The organism is Methyloversatilis discipulorum (genome assembly GCF_018780585.1).
GTDB classification, from domain to species: Bacteria; Pseudomonadota; Gammaproteobacteria; order Burkholderiales; family Rhodocyclaceae; genus Methyloversatilis; species Methyloversatilis discipulorum_B.
This window is the reverse complement of sequence record NZ_JADMJL010000016.1, coordinates 285654-307993: the sequence shown is the minus strand read 5'-3', so window position 1 is coordinate 307993 and position 22340 is coordinate 285654. Positions and strand designations below refer to the sequence as shown.

Below are 22340 nucleotides of genomic sequence, written 5' to 3'. Positions count from 1 at the left end.
ACATGAGCAGCACCGACACGGCAGACGCGCCGGCCAAACTCGAAACGCTGGAGATTGCAAGGCCCGACCATATCGGCGCCCTCGCGAACGTCGGCGCGCGCATGAACGGCTACATGGATGTGCTGGCGCCGACCGACACGATCATCCAGACGAAGGGCGGCGGCATCGGCCAGCTGGCGATCTACAAGGAACTGCTGCGCGACGATCAGGTGCGCAGCACACTGCAGCAGCGGCGCACTGCGGTCGTGTCGCGCGAGTGGGTTGTCGAGCCCGGCGCCGAGGACGCGCGCGCCGAGGAGGCCGCAGAAGCCCTGCGCGAGGATCTGAAGGCGATCCGCTGGGACGACATCACCGACAAGGCGCTGTTCAGCGTCTTCTATGGCTGGGGTATCGGTGAAGTGATGTGGGCGCCTGGCCCGGACCGCGTGCGCATCGCCGACGTGAAGGTGCGCGACCGCTCGCGCTTCCGCTTCGGCCACAGCGGTGCGCTCTACCTGCTGCGCAACGGCGGCACGCTGGAGGAAATGCCGGACCGGAAGTTCTGGACCATCACCGCCGGCGGCGACAGCCACGACGACCCCTACGGGCTGGGCCTGGCGCACTCGATCTACTGGCCGGTCTTCTTCAAGCGCAACGGCGTGAAGTTCTGGCTGGTGTTCCTGGAGCGCTTCGGCCAGCCGACCACAAAGGCGACGGTTCCGGCCGGCATGATGGACGATCCGAAAACCATCGAGGAAGCACGCAAGGTGCTCGACTCCATCGCCACCGACAGCGGTGTGATCATCCCCGACAACCTCGTCGTAGACCTGATCGAGGCAACGCGCACCGGTACCGCCGACTACGCGACCATGTGCGGCTACATGGACAAGGCGATCGCCAAGGTCGTGCTGTCACAGACGGCCAGTACCGAGGGCACGCCCGGGAAGCTGGGCGCGGACGACACGCAGAAGAGCGTGCGCGATGACGTGGTGAAGGCCGACGCCGATCTGGTTTGCGAGAGCTTCAACCGGTCCGTCGTGCGCTGGTGGGCGGAATGGAACTTCGACGGAGTGGCCGCCCCGCGGGTCTATCGGAAGACGGAGTCACCCGCCGACATGAACACGCGGGCCGACCGAGACATGAGGCTGCACGAGATGGGGTTCGACCCCGACGAGGCGTACATCAAGGCGACCTATGGCGAAGGCTGGCGGAGGCGGTAAGCTAGGCGCGCATCTTTCTGGAGGGCGCAATGGCAGACAACCTGGACAAGCTGGTGGCGATGCTGGCCGAGAGCGGCACAGTAGCGACGCGCGAGCAGGCCGAGCGGATGGCCGTTCGCGTGGCCGGTTCCGTCGACGCCTATATCCAGCGTTCGGAGCAGTTCCGGGACCGTGTCGAGGGCTACCAGCCTCAACCGGAACCGGCGGGCGGCGTGTCGCCCAAATTCAGCGACCCCATCGCCTACCGCATAGCTCCGGATCGCAGCGCGCGAGCTTCGCACCTCAGTGGCGCGGCCGACCAGGACGCAGACCGATGACCAACAGGATCGCCGTCACGCTGGAACTACCCGACGAGACGGTCGCCGTGTTGCGTCAGGCCGCCGAGCGCGAGGGGCTGGACCTATCGACCGCGGTATCGGTGGCCGTCATCGCGGGAACTCACGAACCCGCCCAAGCGATGCGGATCGCCGCCGACTTCGCCGAGCGCCGGAACACGAAGAAACCGGCGAGCCGTGATCGCTACCTGACGTTCTGAAGGCGCCAGCTGGGTTGATCGAAACCGGCTACATCGGGGCTACACGAAGGCCGGAAAGCAAAAGGCCAGTCCTCACGAACTGGCCTATCTGCTTGAAATATCTGGTGCCGCTTGTCGGAATCGAACTGACGACCTACCGCTTACAAGGCGGTTGCTCTACCAACTGAGCTAAAGCGGCGAGTCGCGGATTATATCGCTGCCGTCGCCTGTCGCGGCGCTGTCGCTGCGCAATGTGCATGGATTAAACTGCAGGGCACTACAACAATGCCTTCGCGCGTCAGCGTGGCGAGCCGTTCGCCGCGGACGAAGGCCCCGATCCGATGCCTGATCCCGTCACGCCTGTACTGACCGCCCAGCGCACGCTCGATGTCCTGCTGATCGAGGACTCCGAAGACGACGCGGTGCTGCTGCTGCATCGCTTCCGTCAGGCCGGCTATACCGTGCGCTCGATCCGCGTGGAGGACGAGAAGGGGCTGCGCGCCGCGTTGCGCTCGGCTTCCTGGGACGTCGTACTGTCCGATCACAACATGCCGCAGTTCTCGGCCATGGCGGCGCTGGGCATCCTGCAGGAACTGGGGCTGGATCTGCCCTTCATCATCGTGTCCGGCGTGATCGAGGAAGACATCGCGGTGTCGGCGATGCGCGCCGGGGCCCACGATTACCTGAGCAAGACCAACCTCGACCGTCTGGTGCCGGCGGTCGAGCGCGAAATGCGCGAAGCGCGCAACCGCGCCGAGCGGCACAGCGCACTCGACGCCGTGCGCGACAGCGAAGCACGCTTCCGTGCGCTGGCGGCCAACATCCCCGGCATGGTGTTCCAGCTGCTGCGCCACGACGACGGTGGCTGGCGCTTCCTGTTCGTCAGTGACGGCTGCCTCGCCCTGCTCGCGCTGAAGCCGTCGGAACTAATCGCGCAACCCGGCCGCTTCCTCGAAATGGTGCTGCCGGAGGACATGCCGGAACTGAACCGCGCAATGAAGCAGTCGGCGCAGTCGCAGTCCACGGTGAACTGGGAAGGCCGCATCCGGCTGCCGGACGGCGACGTGAAATGGGTGAACCTGCGCTCGTCGCCGCGGCTGCTCGCTTCCGGCGTACCGATCTGGGAAGGCATCGTTTCCAACATCACGCAGAGCAAGCTGACCGAGCGCGAACTGCGCCAGTCGCGCGGCCAGCTGGCCGAGCTGTCGTCGCATCTGCAGATGGCGAAGGAGGAGGAGCGGGAACGGATCGCGCGCGACATCCACGACGAACTGGGCGGCCTGCTGGTGGCGCTGAAGTTCGAGGTGTCGCTGCTGGCGAACAAGACCGCCGCCGACCCCGACGCCATCCGCGCACGTTCGCAGAGCATGGGCAAGCTGGTGGATGACGCGATCACCACGGTCGGCCGCATCGCGCGCGAACTGCGTCCGGGCATCCTGAAGGAATTCGGCCTGGCGCCGGCGATCGAGAGCCATGCGGAGGATTTTTCCGCGCGCACTGGCCTGCAGTGCGAACTGCTGTGCATCGACCACGACATCGAGCCGGACGAGGAGACGGCGATCGCGCTGTTCCGCGTGTTCCAGGAGGCACTGACCAATGTGTCCAAGCACGCGCAGGCGCACAAGGTCGAAGTCAGGCTGACGCAGGAAGACGACGACATCGTGCTGGAAATCGCCGACGATGGTCGCGGCCTTGCGCCCGCCGATCTGAACAAGCCCAAATCATTCGGCCTGCGCGGCATACGCGAACGGGTCGCCCACCTGAACGGCCGCTTCGAGGCGAGCGGCCGCAACGGCGGCGGCACCCGGCTGCTGCTGCGCGTACCGGCCTGCCGCCGTACCGTACTGGAGTTTGCACGATGAGCAGCATCCGCATCCTGATCGCCGACGACCACGCCATCGTGCGTTCCGGTCTGCGCCAGATCCTCTCCGACAGCCCCGACCTGGTGGTCACCGGCGAGGCGGAGAACGGCGTCGAGGCGATGCACAAGCTGCGCAACGGCAGTTTCGACATGGTACTGATGGACGTGTCCATGCCCGACCGCAACGGCATCGACACGCTGAAGCTGGTACGCAAGGAATTTCCCAAACTGCCGGTGCTGGTGCTGTCGATGCACCCGGAAGACCAGTACGCCATCCGCGCGCTGAAAGCCGGCGCCTCCGGCTACCTGACCAAGCAGAGTGCGCCGGAACAGCTGGTGACGGCGATTCGTCAGGTCGCCAGCGGCAAGAAGTACGTGTCGCCGACGCTGGCGATGGAACTGGCCAACGCCATCACCGACGACAGCGAGCGCCCGCCGCACGAAAAGCTGTCCGACCGCGAATACCAGACGCTGGTAATGATCGCCTCGGGCAAGACACTGACCCAGATCGGCGAAGAACTGAATCTGAGCGTCAAGACGGTCAGCGTCTATCGCGCCCGGCTGCTGGAGAAGATGCGCATGAAGAACAACGCCGAACTGACCCATTACGGGTTGAAGCACGGTCTGGTGGACTGAATATGGGTCGCATCGCTGTCGCGGCGCCGTGTGACAACTTTTGCACGACATGCCCCTAAAGACGGCAGGTCGATTGCCGTTGTTTGCCTTCGTTACAAACCGTTAACTCATTCCGCACATGTCAGACGCCATGCAGCCGCTCGAAATCGCTCGTGAAGCCCTGCGGCGGCTTGCCATGCGTCAATTGCAGCCGACGCCGGAGAACTATCGCGCGCTGTACCACGAGATCGCCGGCACCAAGCCGGAGGACCTCTTCCCCGAGCGTGCGCTGAAGCTGGTCTGCAGCACGCTGCCGCGGCTCAACCAGGCGCAGATCGAGTTCGTACAGCGTCTCGAAAGCGCGGTCACCAGCCGTAGCTGGTCGGCGATCAGCGGGTCGCTGGTCGGCCTGCTGCGTGCCCAGGCGGCACCGCAGCGCAAATGGACGGCGCTGCTCAAGGATGTGTTCAAGCAGCTCGAACGCAACCACGCGACGCTGACCTTCGCGCAGAAGCATCAGGTCATGCAGCAGGTGCTTGACGCGTCGAACGGCGAGCTCGATGCGCTGTACTCGCGCATGAGCGCGCTGGCCGACAAGTGGGAATCGGCCGAGGACGGCAAGGCCAGCTCGACCGTGCAGCTCGTCGCCGACAGCACCGCACCGACCGACAACAGCGACGCAGCACTGCGCGACCTGTTCGCGCGTACGCTCGAAGGCGTCGTGTCCAGCCTGCTCATTACCGCGCCGGAACTGCGCGACGAAGCGATCGAACTGGGCCAAGTACTGCGCGAAGTGCGCGACATGCGTGGCGTGGACGATCTTGCGTCGAAGCTGCGCAACCTGATCTACCGCCTGAACTGGGTGGTGGATGATCAGGCGGAAATCCGCACCGGCCTGCTTTCGCTGCTCGACCTGCTGCTGCGCAATATCAGCGATCTGGTCATCGACGACCGCTGGATGCGCGGCCAGATCGATGCGTTGCGCAACCTGTGCGATCACCCGATCAGTGCGCGCGAGCTCGACGAAGTCGAGCGCCGCCTGCGCGAGGTGATCGAACGCCAGGGCTCGCTGCGCGGCAATATCGACGACGCCAAGCACCAGATCAAACTGATGCTGGCCGGCTTCGTCGAGCAGTTGGGCAGCTTCACCGATGCCACGTCCGGCTTCGGCGACAAGATGGAAGGCTATGCGCGCAGCATTGCGGAAGCCGATGACATCGGCGCGCTGCAGGGCGTGATCGCCGACGTGATCACGGCAACGCACGAAATGCGCGCCACGACGGAACGTTCGCGCAACGAGGTCGACACCATGCGCGATCGCGTGCGTGCGGCCGAAGCCGAAATCGAACGTCTGCAGATCGAACTCGAACAGACCAGCGAGAAGATGCGCCACGACCCGCTGACCGGCGCGCTCAACCGCAAGGGTCTGGAAGAGTCCTATGCGAAAGAGGTGTCGCGCGCATCGCGCCGCGGCACCCAGCTCTGTCTGGCCGTGCTCGACATCGACAACTTCAAGCGCCTGAACGACACCTATGGCCACAACACCGGCGACGACGCGTTGCTGCATCTGGTGGCCACGGTGCGCGACTGCCTGCGTCCGCACGACACGCTGTCGCGTTATGGCGGCGAGGAGTTCGTCATACTGCTGCCGGAGACTTCGGTCGATGACTCCGTCGTCGTGCTGCAGCGACTGCAGCGTGAACTGACCAAGCGCTACTTCCTCGCCAACAATGACAAGCTGCTGATCACCTTCAGCGCAGGTGTCACCGTGGTGCAGCAGGACGAAGCCCAGAGTTCGGCGATCGAGCGCGCCGACGTCGCGATGTACCAGGCCAAGGCGACCGGCAAGAACCGCGTCGTCGTCGCACCGGGTAACGCAATCGCTGCCTGAGCGCCGCTGCGTCACCTGCGCAGCGGCAATCACAATTGGTAACAGTTGAAATCAAGCGCTGACGCGGCTTTCCGGGCGAATTTCACGCCATCCCCAAAGCACAAGGCACTCTTCGGGGCAACCCTAAAGTTTTTGCCCCTCGAACCTACACCGCAGCGGCAAGCCATTTCGCAATGCCTGCGCCTGAAAGCCACGAGCACAAAGGCTTTCATTGAGATAGCGGCCTAAAGTTTTCTCTCCCCTCTCCGTTACTTGAATCATCGGCGACATCAACATCGGGTCATGCAACCCAGGGCGCCGTAACTACACCACTTCGTGACAGGAGAAAGAAAATGCCGCAAATCATCAACACCAACGTTGCCTCGCTCACCGCTCAGCGCAACCTCAATTCCTCGCAGAATTCGCTCGCCACTTCGCTGCAGCGTCTGTCGTCCGGTCTGCGCATCAACAGCGCCCGTGACGATGCCGCTGGTCTGGCGATTTCGCAGCGCATGAACGCCCAGGTCAAGTCGCTGAACCAGGCTGCCCGTAACGCCAGCGACGGTATCTCGATGATCCAGACCGCTGAAGGCGGCATGTCGCAGATCCAGGACATGCTCATCCGCATGAAGGAACTGGCGACCCAGGGTTCGAACTCGACGCTGGCCGACGCAGAGCGCTCCTTCATCGCCGACGAAATGACCCAGCTGCGCGACGAGATCAACAACATCTCGACCCGTACCAAGTTCAACGGCCAGCAGCTGCTGAATGGTTCCTTCGGCAAGGCACTCGACACCACCTCGACCGTGCAGGGCGGTTTCAACCTGGCCACTTCCGGCACCGCCGCAGTGACCAAGGTCGACATCACCGGCGCCGCCGCAGGCACGACCTTCACCTTCGCCGACGCCAACACCGGCGAACTGACGCTGTCGGACGGCACGAACTCGCAGATGATCGACATCACCGCCCTGGCGCTGACCGCAGGCCAATCGTACGAGCTGAACTACAACGAGCTCGGCGTGAAGGTGACGATCAAGGCTTCGGGTGCTGAGACCGGCGCCAACATCGCTGCCGACCTCGACGCTGGCACCATCATCACGACCGCTGCCACTGGCGCTGAAATCCAGGTCGGTGCTGACGACGCTGCCGACAACCGCCTGACGCTCACCTTCGGCGACACGCGTATCAACGCCACGTCAGCCGACGCCCGCATGGTTGCCCTGGACACCGACATCACCGCCTTCACCGGCGCCACCACGGCCGCCAACTCGCAGGCGCTGCTGACCTCGGTCGAAGACGCCCTGACCTACGTGTCGGAACAGCGTGCCGCCCTCGGTGCCCAGCAGAACCGCCTCGACTACACCGTGGCCAACCTGCAGACGCAAGCGGAAAACATCTCCGCCTCGAAGAGCCGCATCACCGACGCGGACTTCGCTGCCGAAACCGCCAACCTGACCCGCGCGCAGATCCTGCAGCAGGCCGGTACCGCGATGCTGGCGCAAGCCAACTCGCTGCCGCAGAACGTGCTGAGCCTGCTCCGCGGCTGATCGCGTAAGGCAGTAATGAGGGGGCGCGGGCGACCGCGCCCCCCACCCAGCATAGGGAGAACATCATGGCCATACAGCCTATCCCGAACAGCGCAACGATCTCTGCCCCGGGCGTCCAGGCGACCACCGGGGCAAAGCCCGTTATGCCGGAGAGCAAGAAGGCGGAAGCACCACCCAGCGAGGCGGCGCTCAGCAACGAACAGATCGAACAGACGGTGGACGAGATTCGTCGCAAGATCGAACCGGTGGCACAGAACCTGCTCTTCACGATCGACAAAGACACAGGGAAAACCATCGTGCGGCTGATCGACTCGACCACCAAGGAAGTACTGCGGCAGATTCCTTCCGAAGAACTGATTGCGATTGCGCGGTCGCTCGGCAAGAGCCAGAGTGGACTGATCGAACGCAAGGCCTGAGGAGACTGCCATGGCATCGTCGCTCGCATTCGGTACCAACCTGGACATCAGCTCCATCGTCACGCAGCTGATGACGGTCGAGCAGCGTCCGCTCACGCTGCTCGCGGAAAAGCAGGCCAAGCTCGAAACGAAGATTTCCAGCTACGGCATGATCAAGGGCGCGATGTCCACGCTGCAGACGGCAGCGGAAGCACTCGGCAAGGCGGAAATCTTTGCCTCCCGCAAGGCAACGATTGCCGACAGCGCGGTGGCAACGGTTGCCGCCTCGACGACGGCGACGCCCGGCAACTATTCAATCGAGGTGAGCAGCCTGGCCCGCGCGCAGGTCACCGCGTCGACGGCCTTCGCCGGCGGCAGCACCGCGAACGTCGGCAGCGGCACGCTGACCATCGAACTGGGCAGCTACAGCGGCGGCGCATTCACCGCGAACCCGGACAAGACAGCGGTCAACATCGACATTTCCAGCGGCGCTGCCACGCTCGCTGACGTGCGTGACGCGATCAACGCGGCCGACGCAGGCGTGACGGCATCCCTGCTCAACGACGGCACCGGCACCCGCCTCGTGCTGACCTCGCAGGATGGCGGCACCGCGAATACCGTACGCATCACCGCCGCCGACGATGACGGCAACAACACCGACAACGCAGGCCTGTCGCGGCTGATCTATGACGCCTCGACTGGCGGCACCTCCAATCTTTCGGAGAAGGTGACCGCTTCGGATGCCGTGCTCAAGATCAATGGCATCGATGTCACCTCGAGCAGCAACACGCTGACCGACACCATCGAAGGCGTCACGCTGACGCTGAAAAGCACCAACGTCGGCAACCCGACGACACTGACGGTCGGCGCCGATTACACCGGCGCGAAGAGCGCCATCGAAAAGCTGGTCAAGAGCTACAACGACGCCATCCTGACCATCAAGAATCAGACGTCTTACAACACGACCACGCAGACCGGTGCGGCACTGAACGGCGAGAGCACCGTGCTCAGCCTGCGCTCGCGTCTCGCCTCGGCCGTCACCGAAGAGATTGCCCCGGGTGTTTCGCTGGGCAGCATCGGTGTGTCGGTGCAGAAGGACGGCTCGCTGAAGATCGACTCCGACAAGCTCACCACGGCGCTGGAGAGCGGCGCCGCCAAGTCGCTGTTCATGGGCAGTACCGGTGTGACCGGTCTGGCGTCCAAGATCGACTCGATGATCTCGTCCGTGATCGACGACGATGGCCTCATCGGCAACCGTCTCGAAGGCATGGAAGAGACGAAGAAGGCGATGAACCGCCAGCGCGACGCGCTGAACGTTCGCATGGAACAGATCGAGGCCCGCTACCGCCGACAGTTCACCGCGCTCGATTCGCTGATCAGCAGCATGAACACGACCAGTACCTTCCTTACACAACAACTCGCCAGCCTGCCGACCTATTCGAGCTGACAGAGCGGCGGACGATACAGCCATCCTCTAACGGGACCAGAACATCATGTTTGCATCACTTTCCAACCCGCGCATGGCCTACAACCAGGTCGGCGTCGAGGCACGCGTGGCCAGCGCCGATCCGCACCAGCTCATCCTGATGCTGTTCGACGGCGCGATGATGTCGGTATCGACCGCCAGCCACCAGATCGACATGGGCGACACTGCGGGCAAGGGTCAGTCGATCTCGCGTGCGATCGACATCATCGGCAACGGCCTCAAGGTCAGCCTGGATCTGGAAGCAGGCGGCGAACTCGCGCAACGCCTGTACGCGCTCTACGACTACATGTGCGTGCGCCTGCTGCATGCCAACTCGCAGAACGACAAGGCCGCGCTCGATGAAGTGGCCCACCTGCTGGGCGAGTTGAAGGGCGCCTGGGAGGACATCCGGCAAAAACTGGTCCAAGGGGCGCCGGTCTGACCGGCAAACCGGGAAAATAGAAAGGTAAAAGGCGTCTACATGCACGCCTCGGAGCACGGGGTCCGCTGTAGTCTTTACACACCATTCACCGCCGGCCGAACGACGGAACTGCCGCGGCGACACTTACGCAAAACGGCCTGATCACATGAACTCTCTGTCACTGCTCGAAAACATGCGTCAGATCTCCAGCGACATGGTGGAGGCCGCGCGCGCGAACGACTGGGACCGTCTGGTCAATCTCGAACAGGCCGTCGCCTCGATGCGCAGCCGACTCGCCGACAACGACGAGCCGGTGTCCTCGCCGGCCGAGCGTGCGCGCAAGTTCGACCTGATGAAGCAGATTCTCGCCGACGATGCAGAAGTGCGCCGTCACGTCGAACCGTGGATGCAGCAGGTCACCAGCTATCTGGGAAAGCTGCCGGCGGGCACGGCAGACAACGGCTGAGCACACCATGAACAACCTGCTGCCAGGGCTCGCACAGCGTCTGGCGGCGCTGACGCGCGAATCGGTCCAGACCACCGGCCCGATCGCTGCGCTTTCCGACCAGCTGCCCGAGTTCGAGCCGGGCGAACGCTACACCGCACGCATCCTGCAGAATCTACGCGATGGTCTGGCCCGCGCCGACGTGGGTGGACAGACGGTCACCCTGCGCCTGCCGCAGACCATTCCCGAAGGCCGTACCGTTGCGCTGACGCACGTGGCCCGCAGCGCACAGACGCTGGTGGCCACGCTCGACGGTGACAACGCGGCGCCGACCGACGGCGATGCGCCGGCTGACAATGCCGGCAGCCCGGTACGCCTGAGCGTGCCGGCCCGCACCATCGCCGGACTGCTCGACGGTCCGGAGCCGCAGCCGACCCGACTCGCCAGTGGAAAGCCGATGATAGATCCGGCCGCCATGCTGAGCGCGGCCACCGGCACGCTCGAAAACGACGCCACACCGCAGATCGCCAGCCGTCTGGCGCAGGCGATCGGCACCAGCGGGCTGTTCTACGAATCGCATCAGGCGCAGTGGGTCAGTGGCGAACGGCCGCTCGAATCGACCGCAGCCGAGCCGCAGCGCGCCTTCGACCCCGAGAAACCGGCGCCACGCGCCGGCCTGCCAGTCGCGCAATCGGCAGCGACCGACGACACGCCGGAACCCGGACAGGTCGCAGACAGCACGATCAGCGCTCGCGCCGACGACGAATCGATGCCGGACACCGGCACCCTGCGCAGCGACACCGGCGTGCGCGAACGCGCCGAAGCGGCCAAGGCCGATACCGGCCCGCCCGCCGAACTGCGGCCGCTGGTGCAGAACCAGCTGCTCGGCCTGTCCCAGCACACGCTGGCCTGGGAAGGTCTGGCCTGGCCGGGGCAGACGATGAAGATCGAGATCGACGACCCTGAGCCTCAGCGTCATGGCGAACCGGGCACCGAAGGTGACAGCACGCCGGAAGTCCCGTGGACATCCCGGGTACGGCTGGTCCTGCCGGGCCTGGGCGAGGTCGAAACCTCGCTCACGCTGTGGAAGGACCATGGACTGACGCTGGGCATATCGGCCGACGACGATGCACGCCTGCGCATGGGCACCGCTCTGCTCGACCTGCAGCAGCGCATGACCGATGCCGGACTGCGCCTGGGCAGCGTGAACTTCAGCCAGCTGGACGAGGCGCTTGCCGCCCTGCCCGACGACGGCGAGAGCAGCGTCTGATGAACACCTCTCCGCGCGCCCAGGCCGTTGCGCTCGCCTACGGTGCCGGCGACGCCGCGCCGCGTGTCGTCGCCAAGGGGCGCGGCATGGTGGCCGACGAAATCATCCGCCGCGCGCGCGAAGCGGGCGTTTTCGTGCATGAATCGCGGGAGATGGTGTCGCTGCTGATGGGACTGGATCTGGACCAGCGCATTCCGCCCGAACTCTATGTCGCGGTCGCCGAACTGCTGGCCTGGATCTACCGCATCGAGAAGGGAATGACCGACGTTCCTGCGCCAGCCGTTAAACTGCCATCTGATTGAATTCGTGCCCGGTGCGCCGCCGCACCGGGTGATTGCCCATAGACAGGGATGTACCCAATGACCGAGAACATCCGGTTCGATCTGCTGGAAGCAGACGATTTCGCACGCTACGTGCTCGACGGCCAGACCGATATCGCCTTTTACCTGCGCGCCATGCGGGATCGCCGCGTCAATCTGTCCGTCTATGCCGGCCGCGCGCCCGACCCCTTTCTGACCGCCGTACTGGCCGTCGACGACGCACGCGGCGTGGTCGTACTGGACGCACCGCGAGACCCGGCGCAACTCGAACAGGCGGTGAAGGCGTCGCCACTGGTGTTCCTGACCTCGCTCGAGAAGGTGAAGGTGCAGTTCATGGTCGGCCAGTGCGCCGCAATCGAGCACGAAGGTCATCCGGCGCTGGAAATCCCCTTCCCGACGCGCATGCTGCGATTGCAGCGGCGCGACTACTACCGCCTCATCCTGCCGCCTAACCCGCCGCTGCGCTGTCTGTTGCCGGCCGGCGACGGCGAGGGGCGCATGGTTGAAGCCACCGTGGTGGACATTTCCGGCGGCGGTCTGGCCGTCGTCGCGCCGCCGAGCGGCGTCGAACTGAAGGTCGACAGCGTGATCGACAACTGCCAGATCACGCTGCCCGAGATCGGCACCATCACCGCGACGCTGCAGGTGCGCAACATGTTCCGCGTCACCGAGCGCGGCGGCAGCGAGTTGCGTGCGGGCTGCCAGTTCATCGGCCTGCCCGGTGCCGCCGACGCGCTGATCCAGCGCTACATCCTGCGCATGGAAAGAGAGCGCAACGCGCGCGAAATCTGACCGGCGCGGCCGGATGAATTTTCGGTGACAGCTGCATCCATGCGGCCCCCTCCTGTGTAGAGCGGGTGACGACTCACTCTGGTGACGCGTCCTCCCCTACTTTTTCAGGAAAGGTCAGACATGTCAGCACGCACCCTCACCGTCCTCGCCGCCGCCCTCACTCTGTCCGGCACCGCGGCCCACGCAGCCGATTTCGTCGGTCTCACCACCGGCAACCAGATCGGCATGTTCAGCAGCGGCAACGCCAGCAGCGCCAGCTTCATGTCCATCACCGGGCTGGGCAGTGGCGAACGCATCCTCGGCATCGACCTGCGCCCGAGCAACAACATGATCTACGGCGTCAGCAGCCTGAATCGCGTCTATACGCTGGACGTCACGACAGGTGCCGCCAGCTTCGTGTCGGCGCTCGACATCCCGCTGGTCAATCCGTCGCTGTCCTACGGCATCGACTTCAACCCGGTGGCCGACTTCGCCGGCGCAGCCTCGCTGCGCCTGGTGAGCCAGACCGGCAGCAACCTGGCCATCAACGCGAACACCGGCGTGGTCGGCAACGCCGCCAGCGTCATCCCGGGCGGCATCACGGCCGTCGCCTACACCAACTCCGATGCTTCGCAATCCAGTGGCCCGGCGAGCACGGCGCTGTATTACATCGACACGGCGACCGACACGCTGCATTTCGCACCCGGCGCCTTCAATGCGCCGACGATCAGCCAGGTCGGATCGCTGGGCGTTGCCGGCAACGTGATCGGTGCCAACGGCTTCGAGATCGACGCGATGGGCATGGGCTGGGCCGCTCTGACGCTGGACAACGGTGACAGCGGTCTCTATTCGATCAACCTGATGACCGGGCTGGCCACCTTCAATGGCGCACTCAACGCCAACCTGCGTGGCCTGACCTCGGCGCCGTTCATGGCGCCGGTACCCGAACCTGAAACCTACGCGATGCTGCTGGCCGGCCTCGGGCTGATCGGTGCGATCGCACGCCGACGCATGCCACGCGTCTGAATCGCCACCGACCGGCGATCACCATGACCCAGCCTCACGCCGGGCCCTCCCGCCCGGCGTGAGGCTGGGCGCGCTCCTTGTCGCGCTCCACCGCAGTCGCAGCAAACGCTGCGAGCGCACTGCGCCCGTGCCCGGTCAGCACCGCTCGTACACCGCGAGATCCAGACTCGCCGCCCCGACCCTGGCCGCACGGAAACCCCGTGCCGCATCACGCTGTCACAGCGACCGACCACACTGATGGGTGAACGCGCACGCCTCCGGTAGTGCGCGGGCTATAGTGCGCTCGTCAACGCGAGCGTTCGGGCGATGCGCGACGTCTTCGGAGCGGCAGCACCATGACGGAACTGAACACCCTTCTTCCACACGGCTACTGCTTTTCGTGGCAACGCGATCTGCTGCTGCTGCACGTGCTGTCAGACACGCTGATCGCGCTGGCCTACTTCACGATACCGGTCACGCTGTGGGTGTTCGTGCGGAGGCGTGCCGATCTCGGCTTCCGGTCGGCCTTCGTCATGTTCGGCGTGTTCATCATGGCCTGCGGCGTGACCCACGTGATGGACGTGTGGACGCTGTGGAACCCCGATTTCTGGCTGGACGGCTGGATACGCGCCTTCACCGCGGTGGTGTCGCTGGCCACCGCAGTGCTGCTGTGGCGACTGATTCCACTGGCGCTCGCCCTGCCCTCGCCCGACAGCCTGCGTCGCGCAAACGAGGAACTGCGGGCCGAAATCGAGCGCCGGCAACAGTCCGAAGCGCAGTTGCAGGCGATGAACGAAAGGATGCGCCTGCAGATCGAGGAACTGGAAGCAGTGTCCTATGCCATCGCGCACGACGTGCGTGGCCCGCTGCGCCACATCGACGGTTTTGCGCGCGTACTCGGCGATCGCCTCGGCGTCATCGACACCGAACCGGCCTCGCTGAGCTATCTGCAGCGCATCCGCGCCTCGGTGCGGCATCTGAGCGACATCGTCGAAGGACTGCTTGCATTCTCCCGCGCGAGCCGCGCCGAGATGCATCTCGAACGTTGCGATACGCGCGCCCTGGTCGACGACGTGCTGGAAGAGTTGGCGCCCGAACTCGACGGACGCGAGCTCGATATCAGCATCGGTGAGCTGCCGCGCATTCGCGCCGACCGGACCTTGATGTTCCAGGTGTTCTACAACCTGATCGCCAATGCCGTGAAGTACACGCGAGGCCGCAACCCGGCTCGCATCCACATCGAATGCGAGCGCGACAACGATGGCCAATACACCTTCCACGTGCGCGACAACGGCGCCGGCTTCGACATGAAATACGCCGGCAAGCTGTTCGGGGTATTCCAGCGGCTGCATCACGCCGCCGAATTCGAAGGCACCGGCATCGGACTTGCGAACGTCAAGCGCATCGTCGATCGGCACGGCGGCCGCATCTGGGCGGAGGCCGTGCCAGGTCAGGGCGCCAGCTTCCACTTCACCCTTCCCACCCCATCCGACCCACCCCCGGCCGACGCCACCCACCCTACGGGAGCCAACGATGTCGCTGCACTTGCGTGAAATCCTTGTCGTCGATGACAACGACAATGACGTCGAACTGATGCTGCTCGGCCTGCGCGTGCTGAATCTGGCGAACGAGATCGTCGTCGTACGCGACGGTGCGGAAGGGCTGGACTACCTCTACAAGCGCGGCAGCTACGCCGACCGCAGCGGCGAGGTGCCGCTTTTCGTGCTGCTGGACCTGCACATGCCGCGCATGGACGGCATCGAAATGCTGACCGAACTGCGCGCCGACGAAGACATGCGTGCGCTGCCCGTCATCATCATGAGTTCATCGAAGGAAGACCCCGACCTGCGTCGCTGCTACAGCCTGGGCATCAACGCCTATGTCGTGAAGCCGGTCGATTTCGATCAGTTCTCGCGCACGGTGACGCAGATGGGCGTGTTCTGGGCGCTGATCAACGAACCGCCGCCGGTGCTCTGAGCACCGCGGCAAGGCTCCAATCTCGGCCGACGGGCATCTGTTCAGTCAAGGTCGAACTCTTCGTCCTGCTCCGGGACCTGCGCCGACCAGGCGAGTTCGTGCTCGAGCTTCTGCCGCAGGCTGTCGGCGGCGACCGGCTCGCCGTGCGTGACGAACACGCACTGCGGGGCGCGATCGACCGGACGCAGCCACTCGAGTATTTCCTTCCAGTCGGCATGCGCCGACAGGCCTTCGACCTGCGCCACCTCGCAGGCTATCGGTACATCGCGACCGAAGATGCGCAGGCTGCGCTTGCCCTTGAGCAGCGCGTCGCCACGCGTGCCTTCGGCCTGGTAACCGGCGATCACCACCGCATTTCGCGGGTCGGCTCCGAAGGCGATCAGGTGGTGCAGGATGCGGCCGCCGTTGAGCATGCCGGCGCCGGCGATGATGATCTTCGGGTAGCGGTTGGACGCCAGCGCTTCCGACTCCTCCGGCGAGCGCGTGTAGGTGACCATGGCATGCAGCCGGTCGCAGGCATCCTGGGTCAGCCGATGCTCGCTGCGGAAGTGACGGAACACGCCGGTCACGTCGATCGCCATCGGGCTGTCGAGAAAGACCGGAAGTTCGGGGATGCGGTGTTCGTCCATCAGGCGCGACAGCAGGTACATCAGCGCCTGCGAACGACCGACCGCGAACGAAGGCAGCAGCACGGTACCGCCGCGCGCAGCGGTGCGGTTCACGATGCCGGCCAGCGTTTCGTACGGATCTTCGTCCGGGTGCAGGCGGTCGCCATAGGTCGATTCGAGCACCAGCCAGTCGGTGGCGGCGAGACGGTCCGGCGCGTGCATGACCGGATCGTCCGGACGCCCGAGATCGCCGCTGAACGTGATGCTGCGACCGGCGCAGTCGACGCGCACGCTGGCCGCACCGAGAATGTGGCCGGCGCGCGTGAAGGTGATACGGAAGGGCCCGATCTCCACCGGCTCGTCGAAACCCGCGCTGCGGAACTGTTTCATCACCTGCCGCGCGTCGTCCGAGGTGTAAAGCGGCTCCGCCGGGTGGTGCTTGCTGTAGCCGTAGCGGTTGGCGTGACGGGCGTCCTCCTCCTGCAGATGGGCGCTGTCTTCGAGCAGGATGTCGACCAGTTCGCGGGTGGCCGAAGTCGACCATACCGGGCCGCGAAAGCCCTCTCGCATCAGTCGTGGCAGGAAGCCGGAATGATCGAGGTGGGCATGCGTCAGCACCACCGCCTCGATATCGCGCGGCGCGATCGGAAAGGGCTTCCAGTTGCGACTGCGGATGTTCTTCACGCCCTGGAACAGGCCGCAGTCGACGAGCAGGCGATGACCGCCATGCGTCAGCAGGTAGCGCGAACCGGTGACCGTACCGGCCGCGCCGAGAAAGCGGATTTTCATGATGGACGTTTCCTCCGGCGGTCAGTGTAACGCCGCACCTGCGTGCCGGATGAGAGCAACGCCCGCGTCCGCTCACCTGCGCCCGGCTTCAGGCAGGCCGACGTCGCCGCACGACCGCGACGATGCCGACACCGCTCAGCAGCAGCGCCCAGCCGGCCGGCTCCGGCACCGCCGACACCTGCCAGCCGATGTCGGCGAAACCGGCATAGTCGAGCGCAGTCGGCAGCTGGCGCTCACCGGCAGGCGTGCTCGGATCCATCATCGTTTCCTGCAGCACGCCGTCGCGCAGGCTGTACGTACCTTCGGCCCAGTGGCTGCCGTAGCGGTCCAGCGGCACGCCACCGCCGTAGGCCACGACCGCGTTCGCACCGACGAACAGTCCGCTGTCCGGATCGACATTGGCGTACCAGGAGTCAGCCTCGCCAAAGCCGAGGATGTGTCCGATCTCGTGCGTCGCAGTGGTCAGGAAATCGGGCCGACCGGCAGTCAGACCGCCGGCGTCCGCGCCAAAGTACCAGTCGTTGCTGGCGTTGAACCAGATATAGCCGCCCCAGGTGGCGTAGTCGGTCCCCTGCGCCACGCCGGCCTGCCCACGTGTCATCACTGCATCGACGAAAGCCGCGTCACCGCTGGCCTGCAGGTTTGATCCGGTGCCGGCGAAACCGAGCACGCCGGGCGCACTCGGCGAGCCGCCGACGTAGATGCGCAGCGTGTCGGCGGCGATCGTTTCGTTCACCAGCGTCACGCCCGGGCCGCCGAGGCTGGGATGCACGAAGGACACCGACCAGTTGTCACCCGCTCCGGGTGCGATGGCAGTCAGCGTGTCGGTGAAACCACCGTAGAACGACGCGGCAAGGTCGAGCAGTGCGCGACGCTCGGCCAGCGGCTCGCCGGTCGCCAGATCGGTGAAGAAGCCGCGCGTGTCGTAGCGGTAGTCGAACTCGATCTGCAGTGCCGACACGGCATTCGGAACGCCGGCGGACAGCGCCAGGGCGAGCGCCATGCGAGCGCTCCGCCGGTGAACTCTGCATGCACGTTCAGCCATGACGTCCGCTCCCCCGCGATGTGCGACGCTGCGTCCTCGCGCGCAACACGATCAGGCCGGCGAGCATGAGCGCCGCAGCGCCCGGCTCCGGCACCGGCGACAGCGGCGTCACCGAACCGACGCCTGCGCCATACACACCCTGCAGCGCAGCGCGAGTGGCCGCGTCGAGCGGGAAAACCGGACCTTCGTAAGACAGCAATGCAGCGGGTCCGACCGTGACCGGATCGTCGTTGACGTAGTGCCCCATGCCGAGCGAATGACCCAGCTCGTGCTGGGCGACCGCGTAGAACCAGAGCGGCGTCCAGTCATTGCCGAAGCGTCCGGCATTGAACACGATATCGCCGGCCAGACCGCTGTCCGGCGAGAACGGGAAATAGGCATAGGCATTCGCGTCGGCGATGTGCGCCACCTGTCCGACGCGGATGTCGGCCAGCCCGGTCGGGTCGTACTCACCGGTTTCCGGCAGCGGTCCGCCGTCGTTCACCTCTACGAAATGGATGGGCAGTACCGCGGCGTAGTCCCACAGCGCCAGTTCGAACGCGCTGCGCAACAGCGACACGGGCAGCGGCGCGCCGGTCGCGCCGTCGAGCAGACTGCCGTCGAGCAGATTGCTGAAACTGTAGGTCAGCGTGATGGCGCTGCCCGGCCCGTCCGGCTGTGCCCAGGCGGCGTACATCGGGAAGTGGCCGGCGGACGCCGGTGCCGCCATGCACAGCGCAATCAGGCTGCATGCGGCAGTGCGCCGCAGCACGCGAACGGCCGGCAGCGTCACGTTGATCGGTACTGACATCGGATACCTCTGCAATCGGATCGGTGGTGCGTGCACCACCGACGAAGGACGAAGAGGCTGGCAACGCGGCTCCAGGGCGAGCGCGGCTGGCGACGGATGGACGCGGAGGCTTGCGGGGCGGCGGACGCCGACGGGCTGGCGGAACTGCGGTCGGAACGGCAATGCGGTTGCGTCGTTCCGGAATACCCCGGCCGGCGCGAAGAACCGACACTCAGGTTCGATGAGCTTCGTTCAAACGAGAACTGTTGTCAATTGCAGGAGAGTGCCGGCGCAAGCCGGGCGAAAAAAAACCGGCCTTGCGGCCGGTCCCTGTCGACGTCGTGCGCCTCGGCGCTCAGACGCTCATGTTCATGATGTCCTGGTAGGCATTCACCAGCTTGTTGCGCACCTGCACCATCTGCTGGAAGGACAGGCTGGCCTTCTGCGACGCGATCATCACGTCCTGCAGGTTGGCTTCGGTATTGCTGCCGGTGATGAAGCCTTCCGACATTTTCTGCGCTTCCTGCTGCGCCGCATTGACCTGTTCGATCGCGTTCTTCAGCGCCTCGCCGAAGTCGGCGCCGCCGGACGCCGCATCGACCTTGCCGACCGGCTTGTTCGCCGCGGTCTGCGCGGTCGAGCGCAGCTCGGTAATCATCTGGTTGAGGCTGGTGTTCATGCAGTTTCTCCTGTGCCCGCCGGCAAAAAATGCCGGTTACGGACTGCCCGCCGGGGCAATTTCGGCGTTCATGACCTGTTCAGCCATTTCCTTGCAATAACCGGGCCAAGCAGGCGAAGCGCTCGACTTACCCTTCGCGCAGCAGACCATCCGCCTTGTAACGCGCAAGTTTATACCGCAGCGTGCGTTCCGAAATGCCGAGTTTCTCGATCGCCTTCTTGCGCGAACCACCGACTGCGGCCAGCGTTTCGAGGATGAGGTCGCGTTCCATGTCGCGCACCGATTTCACCTTGACCGGCGCGTCCGGCGTGGTATTCGGCGGCGCATCGTTCGCGGCGGGCACCGGCGCCGCAGCAGCAACGGTCGGCGCCGGTTCGCTCACCGGACGCGGCGCGACACGCTGGCTGCCGAGCACGATGTGCTCCGCCTCGACCGCATCACCCGGCGCCAGTATGGCGGCGCGCTGCATCGTGTTTTCCAGTTCGCGCACATTGCCGGGCCAGTCATGGCCGGCAAGGATTGCCGCCGCCGATTCGCCCAGCTTCAGTGCCCTGCCCTGCGCCTTGGCGCAGGCCGCGAGAAAGTGGCGTGCCAGCGGCACGATGTCACCCGGCCGCTCGCGCAGCGACGGAATGGCGATCGGGAACACGTTCAGCCGGTAGTAAAGATCCTCGCGGAAGCGGCCGGCGCGGGCCTCGGCTTCCATGTCGCGGTTGCTGGTGGCCAGCACGCGGATGTCCAGCGGCACCGGCTTCTTGCCGCCGACGCGCTCGACCTCGCGCTCCTGCAGCACGCGCAGCAGCTTGGCCTGCAGCGACAGCGGCATTTCGGATATTTCGTCGAGCAGCAGCGTGCCACCGTCGGCCTGTTCGAACTTGCCTGCCTGGGCGGTCGTGGCGCCGGTGAAGGCACCTTTCTCGTAGCCGAACAGCGTCGCTTCGAGCAGGTTGTCGGGAATCGCCGCGCAGTTGATTGCGATGAAGGGCTTGCCGGCACGCGCCGACTGCTGATGGATGTAGCGCGCGAACACTTCCTTGCCGGTGCCGGATTCGCCGGTCAGCAGCACGGTCGCCTCGGACTTCGCCACGCGCGACGCAAGGCCCAGCACCTGACGGGTGCGGGCGTCCTCCGCCACCATGTCGGTCGGTGCCACCACCGGCGCGGCGTAGCGATCGATGTGGGCGAGCAGCACGTCCGGTTCGAAGGGCTTGAGCAGGAAGTCGCAGGCACCGGCGCGCATCGCCGCCACCGCCTTCTCGACGTCGCCGAAAGCCGTCATGAGCAGCACAGGCAGTACCGGCTCGCGGGCGCGGATCTCGCGCAGCAGCGTGAGACCGTCCATCGGCTGCATCTTCAGGTCGGTGATGACCAGGTTCAGCGCGTGCTCACCGGTGTTGCGCTCGATCATGCGCAGCGCCTGCGGGCCGTCGGCGGCGCCGATGACGCGGTGACCGGCGCACTCGATCGCCAGGCACAGCGCATCGCGCAGATTGGGTTCGTCCTCGACCACCAGGATGTTCAGCTTCTCGCTCATTGCCCGTTCTCCAGCACTACGTCTTCAGGCGTCTGCGCAGGCAGGCGCAAGGTGAAACGGCTGCCCGCGCCCGGCGCGGACTCGCATTCGATGTCGCCGCCGTGCACGCGCGCCACGCCGCGTGCGATCGCCAGCCCCAGCCCGGTCCCCTCTTCCCGCGTGGTGAAGAAGGGTTCGAACAATCTTTCCTGTATCTCGCGCGGGATGCCGCGACCGTTGTCACGCACGACGAAACTGACGCTGCCCTCGGTCGCCTCGACCGCCAGCGCCACCTCGCCGCCGTCGGCGCAAGCCTGCACCGCGTTTTCGAGCAGGCTCACCAGCGCACTGGCCACCGCCTTGCGGTCGCCGGACACGCTGCCTGACGCCGTCTCCACCGTCAGCCGCACACCGGCCTGGCGCGCCACCGGCTCGACCGTGTGCTGCAGTTCGTCGACCAGCGCTGCCACATCGATCGCTTCGCGGCCCAGCACCTCGCCGCGCGCGAACATCAGCGTGTCGCGGATCAGCCGTTCGAGATGCCGCAGCCGGCCCTGCGCGCGCGAGGCGATCGACTTGACGTCGTCCGGCGCCATGTCGCGCGAAATCAGCGTACCCACGTACAAGGTCGCCGCCGCCAGCGGCGTGCGCAACTGGTGCGCCAGCGAGGCGGCCATCTCGCCCATCGCCGCCAGCCGCTCATTGCGCGCGGCGGCGATCTTCAGCGCGTGCTGGCGCGTCATGTCGTGCAGCAGCACGATGCGTGCATCCTCGCCGGCCAGCCGCGCCTCGCTCATCGACAGCCGACGAGCCTGTCCGTCGGTGCCGACGCAGTCCCATTCGGCCGGTGCGTCCGACGGCTGCAGCCGGGCGGCACTGCTGTCCCAACCCGCACCTGCGCGCGCGCCCACCATGTCCAGTGCGGCCGGATTGGCCTGTTCGATCGCACCCGCACCATCCACCACGACCACGCCGGCCGGCAGCTGGTTCAGCAGCGTGCTCAACCGATCGGTCAGGCGCGCCTTTTCCTCGTACTGACGGCGCAGTTCGCCGTTGGCCTGCGCCAGCTCCTCGGTCAGGCTGGCGACCTGCTTTTCCAGCGCGCCATAGGCCTCGGTCAGTTCGGCCGAAGCGGCATTGAACAGACGGAAAGCTTCCGCCAGCCGCGCCGCCTCCTCGGGGGCGATGCGGGCCGGTTCGGCGGCGCTGGCGGACGGCTCTGACATGCGTGTCGTAGACAGTGAATTGATCGACGGTGCCAG

General features: G+C 65.6%; 23 protein-coding genes and 1 tRNA gene. 17 read left to right on the top strand and 7 right to left on the bottom strand.

Going from position 1 to position 22340, the window contains the following annotated elements; genetic code table 11:
* Positions 1-2 precede the first annotated feature (2 nt).
* From IV112_RS07515 to IV112_RS07505, 3 genes are read left to right on the top strand one after another with little or no spacing between them, the layout of a single operon-like run.
* Positions 3-1199 carry a phage portal protein family protein gene (locus IV112_RS07515; RefSeq protein WP_304002434.1) on the top strand — a complete coding sequence of 399 codons (1197 nt, stop codon included), beginning with the start codon at positions 3-5 and terminating at the stop codon, positions 1197-1199.
* Positions 1200-1228: 29 nt separating this feature from the next.
* A complete protein-coding gene (locus tag IV112_RS07510; RefSeq protein WP_304002430.1) occupies positions 1229-1516 on the top strand; it encodes a hypothetical protein in 288 nt (95 codons plus the stop codon).
* Complete coding sequence (locus IV112_RS07505; RefSeq protein ID WP_304002428.1) at positions 1513-1734, top strand: hypothetical protein; 222 nt, start codon at positions 1513-1515, stop codon at positions 1732-1734. The genes IV112_RS07510 and IV112_RS07505 overlap by 4 nt, the downstream gene beginning before the upstream one ends.
* 102 nt (positions 1735-1836) lie before the next feature.
* Here IV112_RS07505 and IV112_RS07500 read toward each other — a convergent pair.
* Positions 1837-1912: transfer RNA gene (locus IV112_RS07500), tRNA-Thr, on the bottom strand.
* 142 nt (positions 1913-2054) lie between these two features.
* Between IV112_RS07500 and IV112_RS07495 the strand changes: the two genes are divergently transcribed.
* From IV112_RS07495 to IV112_RS07430, 14 genes are all read left to right on the top strand, one after another.
* Complete coding sequence (locus IV112_RS07495; RefSeq protein WP_304002426.1) at positions 2055-3575, top strand: hybrid sensor histidine kinase/response regulator; 1521 nt, start codon at positions 2055-2057, stop codon at positions 3573-3575.
* Entirely contained in the window at positions 3572-4210 is a 639-nt protein-coding gene (locus IV112_RS07490; RefSeq protein ID WP_304002424.1) for a response regulator, read from the top strand. Before IV112_RS07495 ends, IV112_RS07490 begins: the two co-directional genes overlap by 4 nt.
* A gap of 175 nt (positions 4211-4385) precedes the next feature.
* On the top strand, positions 4386-6080 hold the full coding sequence (locus tag IV112_RS07485; RefSeq protein ID WP_304002421.1) for a diguanylate cyclase: 1695 nt from the start codon (positions 4386-4388) through the stop codon (positions 6078-6080).
* 332 nt (positions 6081-6412) lie between these two features.
* Positions 6413-7606, top strand: coding sequence for a flagellin (locus IV112_RS07480; RefSeq protein WP_019917467.1), 1194 nt, complete (start codon positions 6413-6415; stop codon positions 7604-7606).
* 65 nt (positions 7607-7671) lie between these two features.
* On the top strand, positions 7672-8022 hold the full coding sequence (locus IV112_RS07475; protein ID WP_304002419.1) for a flagellar protein FlaG: 351 nt from the start codon (positions 7672-7674) through the stop codon (positions 8020-8022).
* 10 nt (positions 8023-8032) lie between these two features.
* Complete coding sequence (fliD, locus tag IV112_RS07470; protein WP_304002417.1) at positions 8033-9448, top strand: flagellar filament capping protein FliD; 1416 nt, start codon at positions 8033-8035, stop codon at positions 9446-9448.
* A 73-nt stretch (positions 9449-9521) separates the two neighbouring features.
* Positions 9522-9908, top strand: coding sequence for a flagellar export chaperone FliS (fliS, locus tag IV112_RS07465; protein ID WP_368492619.1), 387 nt, complete (start codon positions 9522-9524; stop codon positions 9906-9908).
* A gap of 145 nt (positions 9909-10053) precedes the next feature.
* Complete coding sequence (locus IV112_RS07460) at positions 10054-10353, top strand: flagellar protein FliT (protein ID WP_019917461.1); 300 nt, start codon at positions 10054-10056, stop codon at positions 10351-10353.
* A 7-nt stretch (positions 10354-10360) separates the two neighbouring features.
* Entirely contained in the window at positions 10361-11602 is a 1242-nt protein-coding gene (locus IV112_RS07455) for a flagellar hook-length control protein FliK (protein WP_304002411.1), read from the top strand.
* The gene (locus IV112_RS07450) at positions 11602-11904 is read left to right on the top strand and encodes an EscU/YscU/HrcU family type III secretion system export apparatus switch protein (RefSeq protein WP_304002408.1); all 303 of its coding nucleotides are present in this window, start codon (positions 11602-11604) and stop codon (positions 11902-11904) included. Before IV112_RS07455 ends, IV112_RS07450 begins: the two co-directional genes overlap by 1 nt.
* Before the next feature lie 57 nt (positions 11905-11961).
* On the top strand, positions 11962-12714 hold the full coding sequence (locus tag IV112_RS07445) for a flagellar brake protein (RefSeq protein WP_304002405.1): 753 nt from the start codon (positions 11962-11964) through the stop codon (positions 12712-12714).
* A 120-nt stretch (positions 12715-12834) separates the two neighbouring features.
* The gene (locus IV112_RS07440; protein ID WP_304002403.1) at positions 12835-13719 is read left to right on the top strand and encodes a DUF4394 domain-containing protein; all 885 of its coding nucleotides are present in this window, start codon (positions 12835-12837) and stop codon (positions 13717-13719) included.
* 335 nt (positions 13720-14054) lie between these two features.
* The gene (locus tag IV112_RS07435) at positions 14055-15251 is read left to right on the top strand and encodes a sensor histidine kinase (protein WP_304002400.1); all 1197 of its coding nucleotides are present in this window, start codon (positions 14055-14057) and stop codon (positions 15249-15251) included.
* On the top strand, positions 15232-15675 hold the full coding sequence (locus tag IV112_RS07430) for a response regulator (RefSeq protein WP_304002398.1): 444 nt from the start codon (positions 15232-15234) through the stop codon (positions 15673-15675). Before IV112_RS07435 ends, IV112_RS07430 begins: the two co-directional genes overlap by 20 nt.
* A gap of 41 nt (positions 15676-15716) precedes the next feature.
* On the opposite strand, the gene IV112_RS07425 is transcribed toward IV112_RS07430, so the two are convergent.
* The 6 genes from IV112_RS07425 to IV112_RS07400 all read right to left on the bottom strand — a co-directional run bounded on the left by IV112_RS07425 (position 15717) and on the right by IV112_RS07400 (position 22304).
* Positions 15717-17072 (bottom strand): MBL fold metallo-hydrolase RNA specificity domain-containing protein, encoded by a 1356-nt coding sequence (locus tag IV112_RS07425; protein ID WP_304002395.1) that lies wholly within the window; start codon positions 17070-17072, stop codon positions 15717-15719.
* 88 nt (positions 17073-17160) lie between these two features.
* Complete coding sequence (locus IV112_RS07420; RefSeq protein ID WP_304002393.1) at positions 17161-18075, bottom strand: PEP-CTERM sorting domain-containing protein; 915 nt, start codon at positions 18073-18075, stop codon at positions 17161-17163.
* Between the two features lie 34 nt (positions 18076-18109).
* A complete protein-coding gene (locus IV112_RS07415) occupies positions 18110-18907 on the bottom strand; it encodes a PEP-CTERM sorting domain-containing protein (protein WP_304002390.1) in 798 nt (265 codons plus the stop codon).
* Between the two features lie 334 nt (positions 18908-19241).
* Entirely contained in the window at positions 19242-19565 is a 324-nt protein-coding gene (gene fliE / locus IV112_RS07410) for a flagellar hook-basal body complex protein FliE (RefSeq protein ID WP_019917450.1), read from the bottom strand.
* Between the two features lie 127 nt (positions 19566-19692).
* Positions 19693-21099: a sigma-54-dependent transcriptional regulator gene (locus tag IV112_RS07405; protein WP_304002387.1), complete on the bottom strand. Its 1407-nt coding sequence runs from the start codon at positions 21097-21099 to the stop codon at positions 19693-19695.
* Positions 21096-22304, bottom strand: a complete 1209-nt coding sequence (locus IV112_RS07400) for a sensor histidine kinase (RefSeq protein WP_304002385.1) — start codon at positions 22302-22304, stop codon at positions 21096-21098. Before IV112_RS07400 ends, IV112_RS07405 begins: the two co-directional genes overlap by 4 nt.
* Between the last annotated feature and the right edge of the window lie 36 nt (positions 22305-22340).